This is a genomic window from Ruegeria sp. CDSC079 (assembly GCF_059610505.1).
This window is the reverse complement of the sequence record NZ_JBXWNT010000001.1, coordinates 511186-525867: the sequence shown is the minus strand read 5'-3', so window position 1 is coordinate 525867 and position 14682 is coordinate 511186. Positions and strand designations below refer to the sequence as shown.

At 55.7% G+C, this 14682-nt stretch carries 14 protein-coding genes; 3 read left to right on the top strand and 11 right to left on the bottom strand.

What is annotated here, in order from left to right:
* Window positions 1-71 precede the first annotated feature (71 nt).
* Entirely contained in the window at window positions 72-968 is an 897-nt protein-coding gene (rpoH, locus tag AC2FIC_RS02710; protein WP_142634432.1) for an RNA polymerase sigma factor RpoH, read from the bottom strand.
* A gap of 145 nt (window positions 969-1113) precedes the next feature.
* Complete coding sequence (locus tag AC2FIC_RS02705) at window positions 1114-2148, bottom strand: RluA family pseudouridine synthase (protein ID WP_496690730.1); 1035 nt, start codon at window positions 2146-2148, stop codon at window positions 1114-1116.
* Between AC2FIC_RS02705 and AC2FIC_RS02700 the strand changes: the two genes are divergently transcribed.
* A complete protein-coding gene (locus AC2FIC_RS02700; RefSeq protein ID WP_142634436.1) occupies window positions 2147-2449 on the top strand; it encodes a DUF6476 family protein in 303 nt (100 codons plus the stop codon). The genes AC2FIC_RS02705 and AC2FIC_RS02700 overlap by 2 nt on opposite strands.
* Before the next feature lie 2 nt (window positions 2450-2451).
* Here AC2FIC_RS02700 and AC2FIC_RS02695 read toward each other — a convergent pair whose 3' ends face one another.
* The 9 genes from AC2FIC_RS02695 to AC2FIC_RS02655 all read right to left on the bottom strand — a co-directional run bounded on the left by AC2FIC_RS02695 (window position 2452) and on the right by AC2FIC_RS02655 (window position 12999).
* Window positions 2452-3414 carry a hypothetical protein gene (locus tag AC2FIC_RS02695; RefSeq protein ID WP_496690731.1) on the bottom strand — a complete coding sequence of 321 codons (963 nt, stop codon included), beginning with the start codon at window positions 3412-3414 and terminating at the stop codon, window positions 2452-2454.
* A gap of 47 nt (window positions 3415-3461) precedes the next feature.
* A complete protein-coding gene (locus AC2FIC_RS02690; protein WP_496690732.1) occupies window positions 3462-4460 on the bottom strand; it encodes a glycosyltransferase family 2 protein in 999 nt (332 codons plus the stop codon).
* Window positions 4461-4566: 106 nt separating this feature from the next.
* A complete protein-coding gene (locus tag AC2FIC_RS02685) occupies window positions 4567-6585 on the bottom strand; it encodes a hypothetical protein (protein WP_496690733.1) in 2019 nt (672 codons plus the stop codon).
* Window positions 6582-7517: a hypothetical protein gene (locus AC2FIC_RS02680; protein ID WP_496690734.1), complete on the bottom strand. Its 936-nt coding sequence runs from the start codon at window positions 7515-7517 to the stop codon at window positions 6582-6584. The genes AC2FIC_RS02685 and AC2FIC_RS02680 overlap by 4 nt, the downstream gene beginning before the upstream one ends.
* 5 nt (window positions 7518-7522) lie before the next feature.
* On the bottom strand, window positions 7523-8506 hold the full coding sequence (locus tag AC2FIC_RS02675; RefSeq protein WP_496690735.1) for a glycosyltransferase family 2 protein: 984 nt from the start codon (window positions 8504-8506) through the stop codon (window positions 7523-7525).
* Between the two features lie 265 nt (window positions 8507-8771).
* Window positions 8772-9554, bottom strand: a complete 783-nt coding sequence (locus AC2FIC_RS02670) for a dimethylarginine dimethylaminohydrolase family protein (protein ID WP_496690736.1) — start codon at window positions 9552-9554, stop codon at window positions 8772-8774.
* 18 nt (window positions 9555-9572) lie between these two features.
* On the bottom strand, window positions 9573-11168 hold the full coding sequence (locus AC2FIC_RS02665; protein ID WP_496690737.1) for a 5-guanidino-2-oxopentanoate decarboxylase: 1596 nt from the start codon (window positions 11166-11168) through the stop codon (window positions 9573-9575).
* Window positions 11165-12352: a pyridoxal phosphate-dependent aminotransferase gene (locus tag AC2FIC_RS02660; RefSeq protein WP_496690738.1), complete on the bottom strand. Its 1188-nt coding sequence runs from the start codon at window positions 12350-12352 to the stop codon at window positions 11165-11167. The genes AC2FIC_RS02665 and AC2FIC_RS02660 overlap by 4 nt, the downstream gene beginning before the upstream one ends.
* Window positions 12349-12999: a TetR/AcrR family transcriptional regulator gene (locus tag AC2FIC_RS02655; protein ID WP_271946462.1), complete on the bottom strand. Its 651-nt coding sequence runs from the start codon at window positions 12997-12999 to the stop codon at window positions 12349-12351. Before AC2FIC_RS02655 ends, AC2FIC_RS02660 begins: the two co-directional genes overlap by 4 nt.
* A 96-nt stretch (window positions 13000-13095) precedes the next feature.
* On the opposite strand from AC2FIC_RS02655, the gene AC2FIC_RS02650 reads away from it, so the two are divergent.
* Together AC2FIC_RS02650 and AC2FIC_RS02645 are read left to right on the top strand one after the other, a co-directional pair.
* Window positions 13096-13872 carry an ABC transporter ATP-binding protein gene (locus AC2FIC_RS02650; RefSeq protein WP_496690739.1) on the top strand — a complete coding sequence of 259 codons (777 nt, stop codon included), beginning with the start codon at window positions 13096-13098 and terminating at the stop codon, window positions 13870-13872.
* Window positions 13873-13903: 31 nt separating this feature from the next.
* Window positions 13904-14677 carry a transporter substrate-binding domain-containing protein gene (locus tag AC2FIC_RS02645; protein WP_496690740.1) on the top strand — a complete coding sequence of 258 codons (774 nt, stop codon included), beginning with the start codon at window positions 13904-13906 and terminating at the stop codon, window positions 14675-14677.
* Window positions 14678-14682: the final 5 nt, after the last annotated feature.

The window sequence follows — 14682 nt, the reverse complement described above, 5'->3', positions numbered from 1 at the left end:
ATTAGCGCTAACACAAATAGAAAACCCGGCACGACCAATGTCGCACCGGGCCCGTTCAATTAACGAAGAGGTCAGGCTGTGGCCAGCATCCCCTTTTCTCGGGCAAGCTCTCGCATCTTCTTCTGAAGTTTCTCAAAAGCGCGGACTTCAATCTGGCGAATGCGTTCGCGACTGACATTGTACTGCGTACTCAGCTCTTCCAGTGTGACGGCCTGATCCATCAGGCGGCGTTGGGTCAGAATGTCTTTTTCCCGGTCATTCAAAACTTCAAGAGCAGCCGCCAACAGCTCGCGGCGGGCGTCGAGCTCATCGCGGGCCTCATAGTCGCCCGCCTGATCGGCATCCTCGTCCTCAAGCCAGTCCTGCCATTGCATGGTGCCTTCGCCCTCGGACCCGACGGTCGCATTCAGAGAGGCGTCGCCACCGGACATCCGGCGGTTCATGCTGATCACTTCTGCTTCGGTCACACCAAGGTCATTTGCGATCCGGGCCACGTTTTCCGGACGCAGGTCGCCCTCTTCCAGCGCACCGATGCGTGCCTTAGCTTTGCGCAAGTTGAAAAACAGCTTTTTCTGCGCCGAGGTTGTACCCAGTTTGACCAAAGACCATGACCGCAGAATGTATTCCTGAATCGAGGCGCGAATCCACCACATGGCATAGGTCGCCAGCCGGAATCCTTTTTCCGGGTCAAACCGTTTCACGGCCTGCATAAGACCGACATTGGCCTCGGAGATCACTTCGGCCTGTGGCAGCCCATAACCGCGATAACCCATAGCGATCTTGGCCGCCAACCGTAGGTGGGAGGTCACCATTTTATGTGCAGCTTCAGTATCTTGCTTCTCAACCCAGCTTTTGGCCAGCATGTATTCTTCTTCTGGCTCCAGCAGGGGAAACTTACGAATTTCCTGCATATAGCGGTTCAGCCCGCCTTCCGGCGTCGGCGCGGGGAGATTTGCGTAATTGGCCATGTTTCTTGTCCCTCCGACAAATGTTTAAGTCGTTAACATGGATATGGGAGGTCGTCCCGATCCGTTCAAGAGGTACCGTTAACAGTTTGAAATTAACGTTTGATAAAGGAAACCTAAGAAAACGTTATTCACGTAACTTTGCTTATTATGTCAGCGGTGTGCGCAGCTGTTCAATCAGATTTTCCATATCATCCGGCAACACAGCCTCGAAGCGAAGGTTTTCACCTGAAATCGGGTGCTCAAAACCCAAAACCGCAGCATGAAGCGCCTGACGAGGAAAGTCTCGTACGGCCTCTGCGGCAGACGCGCTAAAGGCTTTAGCTGCGAGTTTCCGCTTGCCCCCATAAACCGGATCACCGACCAGACCATGACCGGCATGGGTCATGTGAACCCGAATCTGATGCGTGCGGCCTGTTTCCAGCCAGCATTCGATCAGAGCCAGCCCTTGCGGGGCCCCAAACGTTTCGACCAGGCGGGCGCGCGTGACAGCGTGGCGACCACCGTGAAACAGCACAGCCTGTCGTTGCCGGTCTGTCTTGTGACGGGCCAGCTGAGTGGTGATCCGCATGATGTTTCCGGGCTCAAAGCTGACACCTTTGACGCCGCGCAACCGGGGATCATTGGCATCCGGGACACCGTAACAGATGGCGCGATAATAGCGTTCGACACTATGCGCCTCGAACTGCGCGGCAAGCCCGTGATGGGCCGCGTCGGATTTGGCCACCACCAGCAACCCGCTGGTTTCCTTGTCGATGCGATGCACGATGCCGGGGCGCTTTACGCCGCCTACGCCAGACAGGTCATCACCGCAGTGATGCAGCAACGCATTGACCAATGTCCCGTTCGGAGAGCCGGGCGCAGGATGCACGACCATACCCGCAGGTTTATTGACCACGATCAGGTCGGTATCCTCGAATACGACCTCCAGCGGGATGTCTTCCGGGCCGATATGGCTGTCTTCGGCCTCGGCCACAGTGATCGCCACCACTGCGCCTTCGGCCACCTTGGCCTTGGGGTCGCGGGCGGCGGTTCCGTTGATCATCACGGCCCCCTCTTCGATCAGCTTCCCCAATCGGGTCCGCGACAGGCTTTCCTCGGCTGGCACATCGCGGGAAAGCGCCTTATCAAGGCGGGGCGGCGGATCGGCCGCGATTTGAAACTCAATCTGGCGAGTGCCCATGACTGTCCCTTCCGAACCCCAAGAACCGCAGGAAACGCCGCAGCTTCGCCTGCTGCGGAGAATGGTCATGCTGCTGACCGCGGTGATGATTGGCGGGGTTCTAGTGACATTCGCACTGATTGTCATCCGGCTATCGGACCGGACCCCCACCCTGCCTGATCAGGTTGAGTTGCCCGATGGCGCAAAAGCGCAGGCGGTCACCATTGGAAACAACTGGTTTGCGGTTGTGACTGATGACAATCGCATCCTGATCTTTGACAAAACCACTGGCCGGCAGCGCCAGGAAATTACCGTCGAATAAGGTCAACCCTCTAGCGCCATGCGAAACACGATCTCGGATGCCTGGCGCAGCGCCTGATATTCCGCGGCTGTGTCCCGGCGAAACGACTGATCATGCATGCTCAACCTGACAGGGGCAAAAAGCTGCGTCCGGTCGGGAAAGAACTCTTGATGAAAACTCACATCTTCATTTGCCATAAACGAGTCCAGCCAGGTGCGTTCTTCCGGTTCAAGCACATCATTCTTACGCATCATCACGGGATCATCGACAGACCGACGTCGCAACTGGCGACTTTTCTTGCGTCCCATAGCCCTAGTGACCACACCAAACGCCTCACACGCGGCTCTTGAATGCGAAGGATTGGACGATGTTTCGGTCTTGCTGCCCAAGGGCAGTTGGACGCCGATGCGATCCAGAAAATCATCGACAATGTTGCCATTGGCCATTTCAGAGCGCTCATACAGCATAGGCACCAACGAGACGCCCGGAAAAGCTGACCTTATCCGAGCCGCAGCACTGGCAAAGCTGAAACGCTCAGGATGCGCACGTATCTCGTCCAGCTGGGTACGAATATATTCAGAGCCGCCCCCGGCAAGCCTGCCGTTCTTTGCCCTTTGTTTATAATCGGCTTCGAAAAAGTCAGAATATCTACGGCAGTAGAAAGCAATCCTCATCTCACGCGCGGGGATCTCGGCGAAAATCTCGGCCAGTTTGTGCAGATCGACTGAATACAACATCTCAGACGATACCAAGCATGCCTTATCCTCATGCTCAGCATATTCCCGTGCCATCGCTTCGCGCAGGGCGGTGACCGGCTGATCGGTTTGGTTCATGTGGAAGGCAATCAGGTTATGACTGCTGGCCAGACGCCCCTGCCCCTCGGTTCGCCTGCGGCCCGTTTCCATATAGTGTAATCCGGCCCCAGCCATCACTTGACCGTTTTTGCGAACAAACCCCTGTAACGCAGTCGACCCAGTCTTGGGCATTCCTATGTGTAGCCAGAGCATGAAACGTTCCTATTCGCCAAGCGACCTCAGGTCTCGGCCTTGGCTGAGAACCCGGCGGTCATCTGACGCATGAGGTCTTGCATCTCGGGTTGTTCGCGCAACTGGGCAACCTGTTGGCGATGCAGATCGCAGGTCATATGGTGCAGGCGGGCCGTCTCAGCGTCTGACAGCATTTCGTAATACAAAGCCCGTTTCCGATCGAGGATTGTGTCGATCGAGGTCTCAGTTTCGGCGTTTTGGTTCATCATGTTCCAATATTCCATCCCAAGGCTTTCCCCCAGATGATGGGCCCGACCACGCATTTTCTTGACCAGATAACTTTCACAGGATTTCAGAGCATAGTGATTGATCTGAACATGCTCGTACCCGACGGAGTCCCGCGCCGATCGCCAACTGGCAGTAAAATACCTTTCGGGCATCGGTTGACCGGATCCGTTGTACCAATGGCATTCTTCCATCGTTTCAACGGTCGGCCTTTTCGGTCGATGGACACCGAGCGCATCCCATACGCCACGTTGGAACATGGTCTTAAAGCCCCAAGCTTGCGGCGGTCGAAAAATACGCTCAGGTGCAGCTTGGCGAAACTGATCCGACAGGAAACGGTCCTCGTACCGAACAATGCCGGCGTTTCCGAATAGACGCCAAGTCATTGAAATCGTTTTTGCATCCGGCATGGCACCTGTCAGCGCACGCAATGTATGGTCGCCGGTTCTGACGTTAATATGTTCATCCGCGTCGATAACGATCACCCAATCCTGTGGACGGGCCACTTCCATTTTCAGAAAGGCGTTATAGGCGCGTTTTTGCGGGCTGGTCTGACGTCTCGAGTTGTTGTCGACATGCGTGACAATGCCAAGGTCATGCAATCGCTGCAGCAAGGCATCTGTACCATCGGTACAGTCATTGGTCATGACCACAATCTGGTCCACACCAATGGCACGATTATGGGCGATCCATTCAAGAACGAATGGTCCTTCGTTCTTCATAGGGGTAACGCTGATATATCGAGGATCCTGTTCGGCCATACCTGACTGCCCTGCTTGTTTTCATTGCCCCGGTGGTATCGGAGATTTGTTTAAGATTTTGACCGCAAACTACCGGTATTCAAGCCGGTCACCAAGAGAAATTCGTCTATTTTCCACCCGCACGTTTCAGCTGATTGGAATATCGTTTTAGGGTTGGGCACAGCGCGTGGGCCTTGGAAAGATGAACGCGCGCATTCTGCTTTTCACCTCGTTGCAGAAATATCCTGCCGGCCTCTCCTTGAATCGTCGCTGTATTGTCATCCAGTTCCGCAGCCTGAATAATTTGGTTTTGCCCCTGTTCTTCGGCCCCGTTCCTTTCAAGGTATTGCCCCATCGCAAAGACCAGAAATGGGTTGCCCGGATCACAGGCCAACGCATCTGCCATGGCCAGCCTTCCGTTTACAAAATCTCCATCTTTCTCATACAGTTCGGCCAGTCGCTTTAAGTATAACGGGTTATCCGGAAGGCGCTTGGCCACTTTCCGCGCAATATCCAAAGACTGCGCCAAAGATGTATCTCCCAAATGCAAACGCAGCAAAGATTGCACCCCTTCAAAGCGCGGGTCTTCGCGTGAAATGCGAACGTCCTCGGGCAACTGAGTTGAGCTTTCTAGCCCGTCAGCCAAAGTCTGCAAACGGGATCTGTTGGAGGTTAGACGGCGCGCCCTTTGATCTACGGACAGACTAGCCCAATCCAATAGGATCAGGTCAAAATTACAGGGCAAGCGCACCAGAACTTTTCTTTGGGCAACGTGGGAATTATAGTTGAACCAAGGCCTCCGAATAATCTTTTGCATTGCCCAATCTATCGGCGGCATAGCGCGATGGGCGATTTGATCGCGATACAAAAGCCGAGAGCCAAATATGATGACATCCGGGCGCATTGGCTTGGTCCAGAACGCCCGGCTAAGCACTTGCGCTGCCATCCAGCGCTTTTTCTGCCCCCCCAAGATTGCTGCCTTTAGTGCCGTAGCGACTGCAAAATCTTCCGGCCAGATATGTGGGTTCTTCAGGGCCTCTTCCGTCAATTCCAGCGCTTCAGCCCATCGGTTCAGGTAAAAGTAATTCAATGCCTGAAGCAGCGGCACAAAAGCATTATCAGAACCTGCATCCATCAGCGGCTGAACGAGTTCCAATGCCTCTTCAGCCCGATCTCCAGCGCCCAAACCATGAAGATAAAAGGACGCTTTGGAATAGATATGAGCGGCTTCTGAGAGATTCAGAAATTCTTCCGGGCCAAGGCGCAACCGTTCAATCATCTGTTCGTTGGCCTGGTTGATGTCCTTTTCCGCTAAAACATCCCGAAAAACCTTCCTTTGTTGCCCGGAAATCCGCGCTGCTGCCATGGAAAACGCCGAGATAAACGGTGCAATCACCTGATCCGCGCGCGACATGGTATAGAGCTCCAGAAAGTCTCGTTGTGCGCGGGTCAGACTGGAAAGATCCGCGATATCTGACATTTGCATAAGGTGCGGAAACTGCACTTGGAATCGGGCCACAAGCTCGGGCTGATCTGAAAACATGATCGCGGCACACCCTGCGTTTTTTTCAAGATGCGCTGCATACAGTTCTTCCGGTTCGATCTTTGCCGGCCAGGTCGTATGCTTCCACGGCAGACCATTCAGGATGTCGCCACGGCGAATGTGATAGGCCGACACCCCCTTGCCACTTAGTTTGGCATCTGCCTTTTCCATAATGTTCCGGATTTCATCCGTGAACCCGATCTGATGGATGAACTCTCGGTACCGGGGGCGGATCTGCTCGACATCTTCCCATTGAAAGGCCAGAACCTCAAAGCCTTCCTCGACGACAACAGAGCGGCCGGAATTCAGATGGGATATCAGCCGATCCGGTGTCGCATCGCCCTGAAACGACCATATCGGCAGGGCGTTCTCGCCTAGAGCATCAAAGGATTCGGTGCTCAGGAAATGCTCATCCATCCACTCTTGTGAGAACAATTCTTGCGGCTGGCCCAGCTCTGGCGCATCCGCACCTTTGGGAAACCAGTTGACCCGATAGCTGGTGTCAAAATCCTCGGCCAACCGGATGCAGGTCAGCATCATCAGCAACCGGGCACCCATCCGGTCTTTGCGCTGGCCGATAAAGACCCCCTTTTCGGGCTTCATGAGGCTGCTTCGGCCAAGGCTGCGCGCCGCAGCCGTCGGAACCTCTGCCTTGCTTGCGTAACAAGCTGTGGGTGACGTTCGCCGCCAATCGCCTCGATCCCGCGCATATACAAAGGCAGTCGCCGCCGTGCCCGCATCATCCGGTAATAGGCCTGGGGTTCCAGTGTGCCGTCCATCGCCTCGAGCATAACCGGCTTCAGTATATCCAATTTGCGCAGCATCGGGGCCGCGAAATGGTTTGAAAACCATGTCTTCAGCAGCACGACATTATCGCCTTTCAATCGCGTCACCTGCTGGCGATCAAGATCAAAAAAGGGATCATAGAAAACGTAGGCTTTCCCCACATTCTCAATGGTTTGCGCGGCATCGCTAAAGGGAAGATCCCAGTCTTGCACCTGCCCGAACCGATACCGGGTTTCCCACGGGACCAGCCGTTCATCCAGCGTTGTCTGCGGATTGAAAGCGATGACATTGGCGCCGGGAACAAGGGCCGAGAATGTCAGCGCTCCAAATCCGCCCATCGAAGCGCCCGCAAACACAACCTGATCAAACTGTGCAAAAAAACCCTGATCCGCTTGGGTCTGAAAATACGAGATGATCTCGGGATCGCGGTACCAGGCTTTGGTCCGCGCAAATATCCCCATATGGGACCAGCCTTCGTCACGGAAGAACTTCCAGCCCCAGGGTTCGCGGGAAAAAGACAGGTCGTTGGCATTGGCAATGTTGTCAAAGCTGACCACAAGCCGGGACGCAGACCTTTGGTGAAACAAAACCGAGTGTCTGTTCAGCTTTTGCAGAAACCCGGTCCCGTCCCCACCTGGATACAGCTCGACAAACCAAGGGGGCGCAGGGTCTGTCAGAATCCGTTCATACCCCGTCTTACGATCGGGATGATCAGGCTTGAGCTGCTCTTTTGAAAGGTCTTCTGCCATGGTGATCAGACCAGATTTTCCGCAAGCCAGAGGCGGAAATCCACCCAGTCAGGCCGCAACTTGATCTCTGATATCTTGGTGCGATGCCAGTCACATGCCTTCGCGTGCAGGCAGCCGAGTTCTTCATCGGCTTTCAGTTCGGCCAGCAATGGGGCCGCGCGATGCGCTGCTGGCAGTATCGAGTGATCTGTTTCTTTGTTGGCATTCATGTCCTGCCAATAGGCTTGCCCTTGGTCTACGCGGATATGATTGGTACGGCCCCGATCCCTTTTGACCAGAAACCCATCCAAAGACCGGACGGAATAGTGATGAATCCGCCCCAGCGAATGATCAAATTTCCGCCATGCGCGCCACCCAACCTTCTCGGACGGAAACAGCCTGCCACCGGCATCGGACCAAGCGATTTCGCTTTCTTTCCCTTCTTCGACCCCTTTCGGGCGATGCGGGCCGAACCGCGTAAATTTTCCGTTGTTACGAAACAGGGTTTTCAGACCATAGGCCCGGCCGGAATGATACGGGAATTCCTGATCCCCCATCGAAAAGGACTCGGTCACAGGTTTGTCTTCAAAGCTGATATTCCCCGAACTACCAAACAATTTCCACGCGAATGAGATCGCATCCACCGGCTTTCCGGCCCGCTGTTCGGTTTCTGCGATCAGCGCCGCAAAGCTGTTGTCACCGCAGCGGATGTTCCAGAATTCATCAACATCCAGACACATCAGCCAGTCGGCCTCTTTCACTTTGGGCTGACGCCGCGCGCGCCGTAGCATCTGATGCTGCGGGTTTCCCCCTTCTTTGACCTCGTTCGGGACATGTGTGGCAAGACCCAATTCCTGCAGCCTGCGGGCAATGGCATCCGTGCCGTCTTCACAGCTATTGGTGAAGATCACAAAGTGATCGACTCCCAGTGTTTTGTGGAATGCGACCCATTCCAGCATATAGGGGCCTTCGTTCTTCATCGTCGTGAATACGGTGAGCGCCTGAGACATGTATTTCCTGCCATAACTTCTTTGCCCAAGTCATACACAACCCGGCAAGCACGGGCGAGATGGGATTTGGGTGCAAAAGAAATACTGCGCGAAACTGGTGCAAAGCTACACCCACTGGGTAGGGATCATACTATTTCGAATGAATATCCATGTGGTTGAAGCGGCTAACCTTAATCACGCCAAAATGCGCCCACTCTTTTTTGGTTGCAGCAGGACGCATTTGGCTGGTTCAAGGTTAGTCGGTTCTGAATCGTCGTGAATCAGGTCAGAATCTCAGCGACAGACATGACATTCCGCCATCCAGTTTGGCGCATTCCACATTGTCGATTTCGACCACATCATAACCGTTCTGGCGCAACATCTCGGTGGTATGCGGGAAGCCAGCCGGAGCCAGGACAAATTGGTTGAACCGGATCGAGTTTGCAGCGGCTTCTTCGCCTTCTGCCACATGCAGAACCCGATATCCTTCGAAGCAGCCGGATGCGTCCAGCCGTTTCGTGGACAGGATGGTTTCCCCATCCAGCAACGAACAATCCGTTTTGAAGTGCAGCACACCCGGTGGTGTAAAAACCTCGCGTACGGTGTGGCCCCAGTCGGAAACGATTTCGGTCAGCTCTGCGACACCGGCCGCATCGGTCCGATCTGACCGGCCAACCAGAATTTCGCGACCCGTTACCAGAATGTCCCCGCCTTCAATATGGCCGGGCCCAGCGATCTGCCGAACCTCGTCATAAACGCCGCGGATTGTCGGCTCCATCTCGGCCACCTCACCCATGCGGCTGGGTGCACCGGGGCGCATCATCACCGCACCCTGAGGAAGACACAGTGTGGTATCTTCGACAAAGACGGCATCCGGATACGTCTCAAGGGAAGCCAGTTCGATAACCTCTGCTCCGGTTTTCTTGAGGGTTTCGACATAATGCGCATGAGATGCAAGCATTCGGTCTAGGTCCGGCGTACCGATATCTTCGGCACGCAGACCATCGGTGATGGTCGCTGCTGGGCGACGAGTGATCGCGCGCGAGAATTCATAGGTCGGGTCAGTCATTTTCGGTCTCACTTTTCATCAAGAGTGTGATTGGTTGGGCGCGCGGATTTCAACAAGCCGCGGGCCATCTTGGGATTGCGCAGACGACAAAGCTTGGGCCACGTCCAACGGGTCGGGGCCAGTGCGCCAGAACGGCATGCCGCACGACCGGGCGACGCTTTCAAAATCCGGTGGGGTCGGATCGCATCCCAGCACAGTCACACCGACCGCCTGCATTGATGTGGCGATTTCCTGATAACCGTGGTTGTTCCAGATCACGAAGGTGATCGGCAGTTTTTCATCAACGGCGCACATCAGCTCAGGAAGGCTGAACTGCGCCCCGCCGTCGCCTGCGATACAAATGACCGGAGCGTCAGAGTCCGCCAATGCAGCGCCGATCGCGGCGGGTATGCCATATCCAAGCGATCCAAACCCGGTCGCGGCGTTGAACCACCCGCCAGGCCGATCATGATCGTAGTACAGGTTTCCTGCATAGATCGGATAAGCAGAATCGCCCACCATGATCGCGTTAGGGACTGCATCGCGCATGGCGTTCAGCACAGCCAGTAACGCCTGCATTTCTGGCCCGATTTCTTCGACCGCGTTCTGCCGCGAAGTAGCCGCGCGCGCGGCACCGTTTGCCGACTTGGGCGATGCGGCAAACCGATCCACAAGTTCGGCCGCTGCCATTGCCGCATCACCAACAATGGCGATGTCCGCTGCGTGGCGCTTCAGCTGATCGGGGCATAGGTCCACACGGATCAGGGATGGCATTTCAGCCATCGTGCCGGTGGCGTACATATCGTAGTCCGTCTGGCCCAGCTCAGTCCCCAAAGCCAGAACCACGTCGGCCTGTTCGATCAAAGCACGCACTGAATTCAGGCTTGGGCTTGCTGGTACACTCAACGGGTGATCGTACATCAACCCGCGCGCATTCACGGTTTGAACAACCGGCGCATCCAGCGCTTCGGCCAGCTGCCGGATCGGCCTGCCCGCGCTGCGCGCACCGCCGCCGACCAGAATGACCGGCGCTTTTGCCGACCCTAGTAGCTTGGCAGCACGGTCAAGAAGCGCCGGATCAAGAGACTTATCGACGGGACCTTTCGCAGCATCGGTCGGACCAGCAAACTCGTCCCCCGCAACGTCTAGCGGGATTTCGATATGTGTTGGCCCTGGGCGACCGGATTGAAACAGGGCGAAGGCGCGGTCCAACGCGGCTACTAGTTCAACTGACTTTTCAACTCGGTCCGATGACAGAGCGACTGTTCGCGCCATCGCTCGTTGATCCGGTAACTCATGCAAGTGACCAAGCCCTTTGCCAAGACTGGACAACGTGTTGACCCCAGACACAACCAGCATCGGAACGCTGTCTGCCCGAGCCTGCCCCATCGCCGTGAGTGTATTGGTCAAACCGGGGCCGGTAATCACAAAGGCCACGCCGGGCTTGCCGGATACCCTGGCATAGCCATCAGCCATGAACCCTGCCCCCTGCTCGTGTCGTGGGGTGACATGGCGAATGCCCGATGCGGCCAGCCCGCGGTACAGTTCGACCGTATGCACGCCGGGGATGCCAAACACGGTATCCACATTGCGCCTGACCAGTTGATCAACCAGCGCCTCACCAATGCTTGTCATGCGTTTTCCAGTTGCAGTTGGGTCGCGTGGGCAACGATCCGGTCACAGGCTTCGGTAAAGATCGCGTCGTCCACCGTCAGCGCGATACGGACCCAGTCATCAACCGTGTCACCGAAAGACGGCCCCGGCATCACCGCGACTTTGCCATGTTCGAGCAGATGAAAGGCGTACTCGTTCCCATTCATCCCTGTGGCCGAGACATCAATCATCGCAAACATACCTGCCTGTGGAAGATGCACACGCAGATGTGTCTCGTTCGGCAGCCTGTCGTTCAGCATCCGGGCGCGGCGGGCGTACCGTTGCGCCATGCCTTCGGCCACGGTTGAACCGTTGCGAATGGCCGTCTCGGTCATGTCGGCGATGAAGGGCTGATTTCCAAACAGCATGGTTTCCGACAGCGCCAAAAGGCGCGCGGTAAATTCCTCGGGACCAATGCACCAACCGCTGCGGAATCCGGGGGCGGCATGGGATTTTGATATCGACGAGACGACGATTACCCGATCCGCCAACTCGGACCGCGACAGGGGTGAGGTAAACACAGATCCGTCAAAGATCAGTTCTTCATAAACCTCATCAGAAATGATCCATAGATCATGTTCGATAGCCAGCTCGCCGATTGCTTCTATGTCTTCGCGTGTCAGGATCGACCCGGTAGGATTATGCGGTGTGGTCAACAAAAGCGCAGTGGTCTTCGCGGTAATCCTGTCCGCGATATCATCCGCAGAAATACGAAAACCGTTTTCCGGCCGCAATGGTACCGGCACAATATCCGCACCGCTTGCGCGTACCACACCTTGATAGGTTGCATACATCGGATCGCCCACCAGCACCTCACAACCCGCCTCGGCCACGCCCATCAGGACGGTAAAAAGCGAGGTCTGGGTGCCTGGAAAACACAGCACTTGATTATCCGTGATCGTGCGCCCGGATCTGGCCGAATAACGATCGGCCAGTGCAGAGCGCAGTCCAGCCTCACCACGCCCATTGGAGTAGTTAGTACGCCCGGCGCGCAAAGCGTCCACAGCGCTTTCCACCAGTTCGGTAGGCGTTGGCACATCCGGCTCGCCAATGGTCAATTCGATGATATCCTGCCCCTGCTCGACAAGTTCCTTGGCCTTGAGATAAACTTCCCATTTGGCGCCACCTAGGCCGGCAAGGCGTTCGGTAATCGCTGTTTTCTTCATGTCTGCCTCTGCTCAAGATCCGTCAATTCAACACCGATAATTGCCCCAACCGAAGCAAGCCCAATCTCGGGCAGCTCATCCGGCTCAAAGGCGTATGGCAGGGCGCCGCCCTCCATCCACAAGCCGTCGACCACGGCGTTGCATGCGATAGCCAACCTGCGCAGTTCCGCCGGGCTGGCTGGTATGCCTACCTCGTTCAGCGCATCTGCAATGAGTGATTCCAAGCGGTCACGAAAATCCCGATATGTCTGTTCGTGGATCGCTTGCATTTTGTCGTCCGCCAGAACTTTGTTCAAAAAGCCCGCCCATAGGGACACTGACCCCGGATCGACCACCGGATGGGTCAGCCCGGTCGTTACAAACGTCGCCAGCCGCAATCTGGCTGTGCTATAATCTCCGTCTGCAGGGGCCGACGTCATATCCGTCAGCCGCCGCATATGAAAGTCATAAGCTGCTGTAATTAAATCTTCTTTCGAAGAAAAATAGTGCCGGATCAGACCCTGAGTTACACTGGCCCGCTCGGCAATCGCCCGAACGGTCGCACCTTGCAAACCTTGCTCGGCGATCAAAGACAGCGTGGCCTGGATCAACGCCTCTTTGCGCTGCTCCGCGGGTTCTCGCTTGAATTTTGTTGCGTGATCCGACATCTATCTTTCCAGAAATTATAATTATACAGTTGCATAATTGTAGGGATTTGCTAAAGCTGCAAGTAAAAAAACGGTTGAGAGGGATGAAACTGCAAAATGAACGCTGACCCAGAAACCACGCCGGATGAAGCCATTCGGGTCACTGACTTGCACAAGTCTTTTGGCTCGCTCGAAGTTCTTAAAGGCGTTTCACTTACTGCCCATCAGGGTGATGTCGTCGCCATCATCGGAGGCAGTGGTTCGGGGAAATCCACGTTCCTTCGCTGTATCAATTTCCTTGAAACGCCCAGTTCCGGAGAAATCGTCGTAAACGGCGAGCCGATTGAGATGCGCCCGGATGGCACGCCTAAGGACCGGCGTCAGCTGGAACGCATCCGCACCCGACTGGCAATGGTGTTTCAGGCCTTCAACCTTTGGACCCACCGCACGTTGCTGGAAAATGTCATCGAGGTGCCCGTTCACGTGCTGAAAGTACCGCGGGACGAGGCGATCAAACGCGCGCACCAGCTGCTGGAGCGCGTTGGGCTTGGCGACAAGGCGGATACCTTCCCTTCCTTTCTGTCAGGCGGTCAGCAACAGCGCGCTGCGATTGCGCGTGCTCTTGCCGTTGATCCCAGCGTAATGTTGTTTGACGAGCCAACCAGCGCGTTAGATCCAGAACTTGTTGGTGAAGTACTGACCGTAATTCGCGATCTGGCGGCCGAGGGCCGAACCATGTTGCTGGTCACGCATGAGATGAAGTTTGCGCGCGAGGTTGCGACCCATGTTGTGTATCTTTTCGAAGGAAAGATCGAGGAACAGGGGACACCCGACGAACTTTTCGACAATCCGAAATCCGCAAGGCTGCAACAATTCCTAAAATCAGTCGGCTGAACAAACAAAATATCAAACAGGGAGAATATCAATGAAAAACAAAAAGCTAATCGTGGCCGCTTTGGCTGCTGCTGTGCTTTCGGCTGGAACGGCTGGCGCAGATGAAGTCAAGATCGGGATCGCAGCCGAGCCTTATCCGCCTTTCGCATCGCTGGATGCCTCTGGCAAATGGGTCGGTTGGGAGATCGAGGTTATTGATGCGGTCTGTGCCGCCGCCGAGCTTGAGTGTGTGATCACTCCGGTTGCGTGGGACGGTATCATCCCCTCGCTGACCGGTCAGCAGATTGATGCCCTGATGGCGTCGATGTCGATCACCGAAGAGCGCATGAAGACGATCGACTTCAGCGCCCCTTACTACAACACTCCGGCCGTTATCGTCGCCGACAAGTCGATGGACATTGAACCGACACCAGAATCTCTGGCCGGTAAGATCATCGGTATTCAGGCGTCCACGATCCATCAGGCCTATGCCAACGAGCATTTCAAGGATGCGGCAGAAATCCGGGTGTATCAGACTCAGGACGAAGCCAACCAGGATCTGTTCGCTGGCCGTATCGACGCGACCCAGGCCGACAGCATCGCCATGGCGGATTTCGTCTCATCTGACACCGGTGCCTGCTGTGAAATCAAAGGCGCGGTCGAAAATGACGTCTCGATCCTAGGTCGCGGCGTCGGCGCGGGTGTCCGCAAGGGCGATGACGCGCTGCGTGAAAAGCTGAATGCGGGTATCGCGGCAATTCTTGCCGACGGCACGCATGACGAAATCACCTCGCGCTATTTCACAGCCAGCATCTATAGCGAGTAAGATCC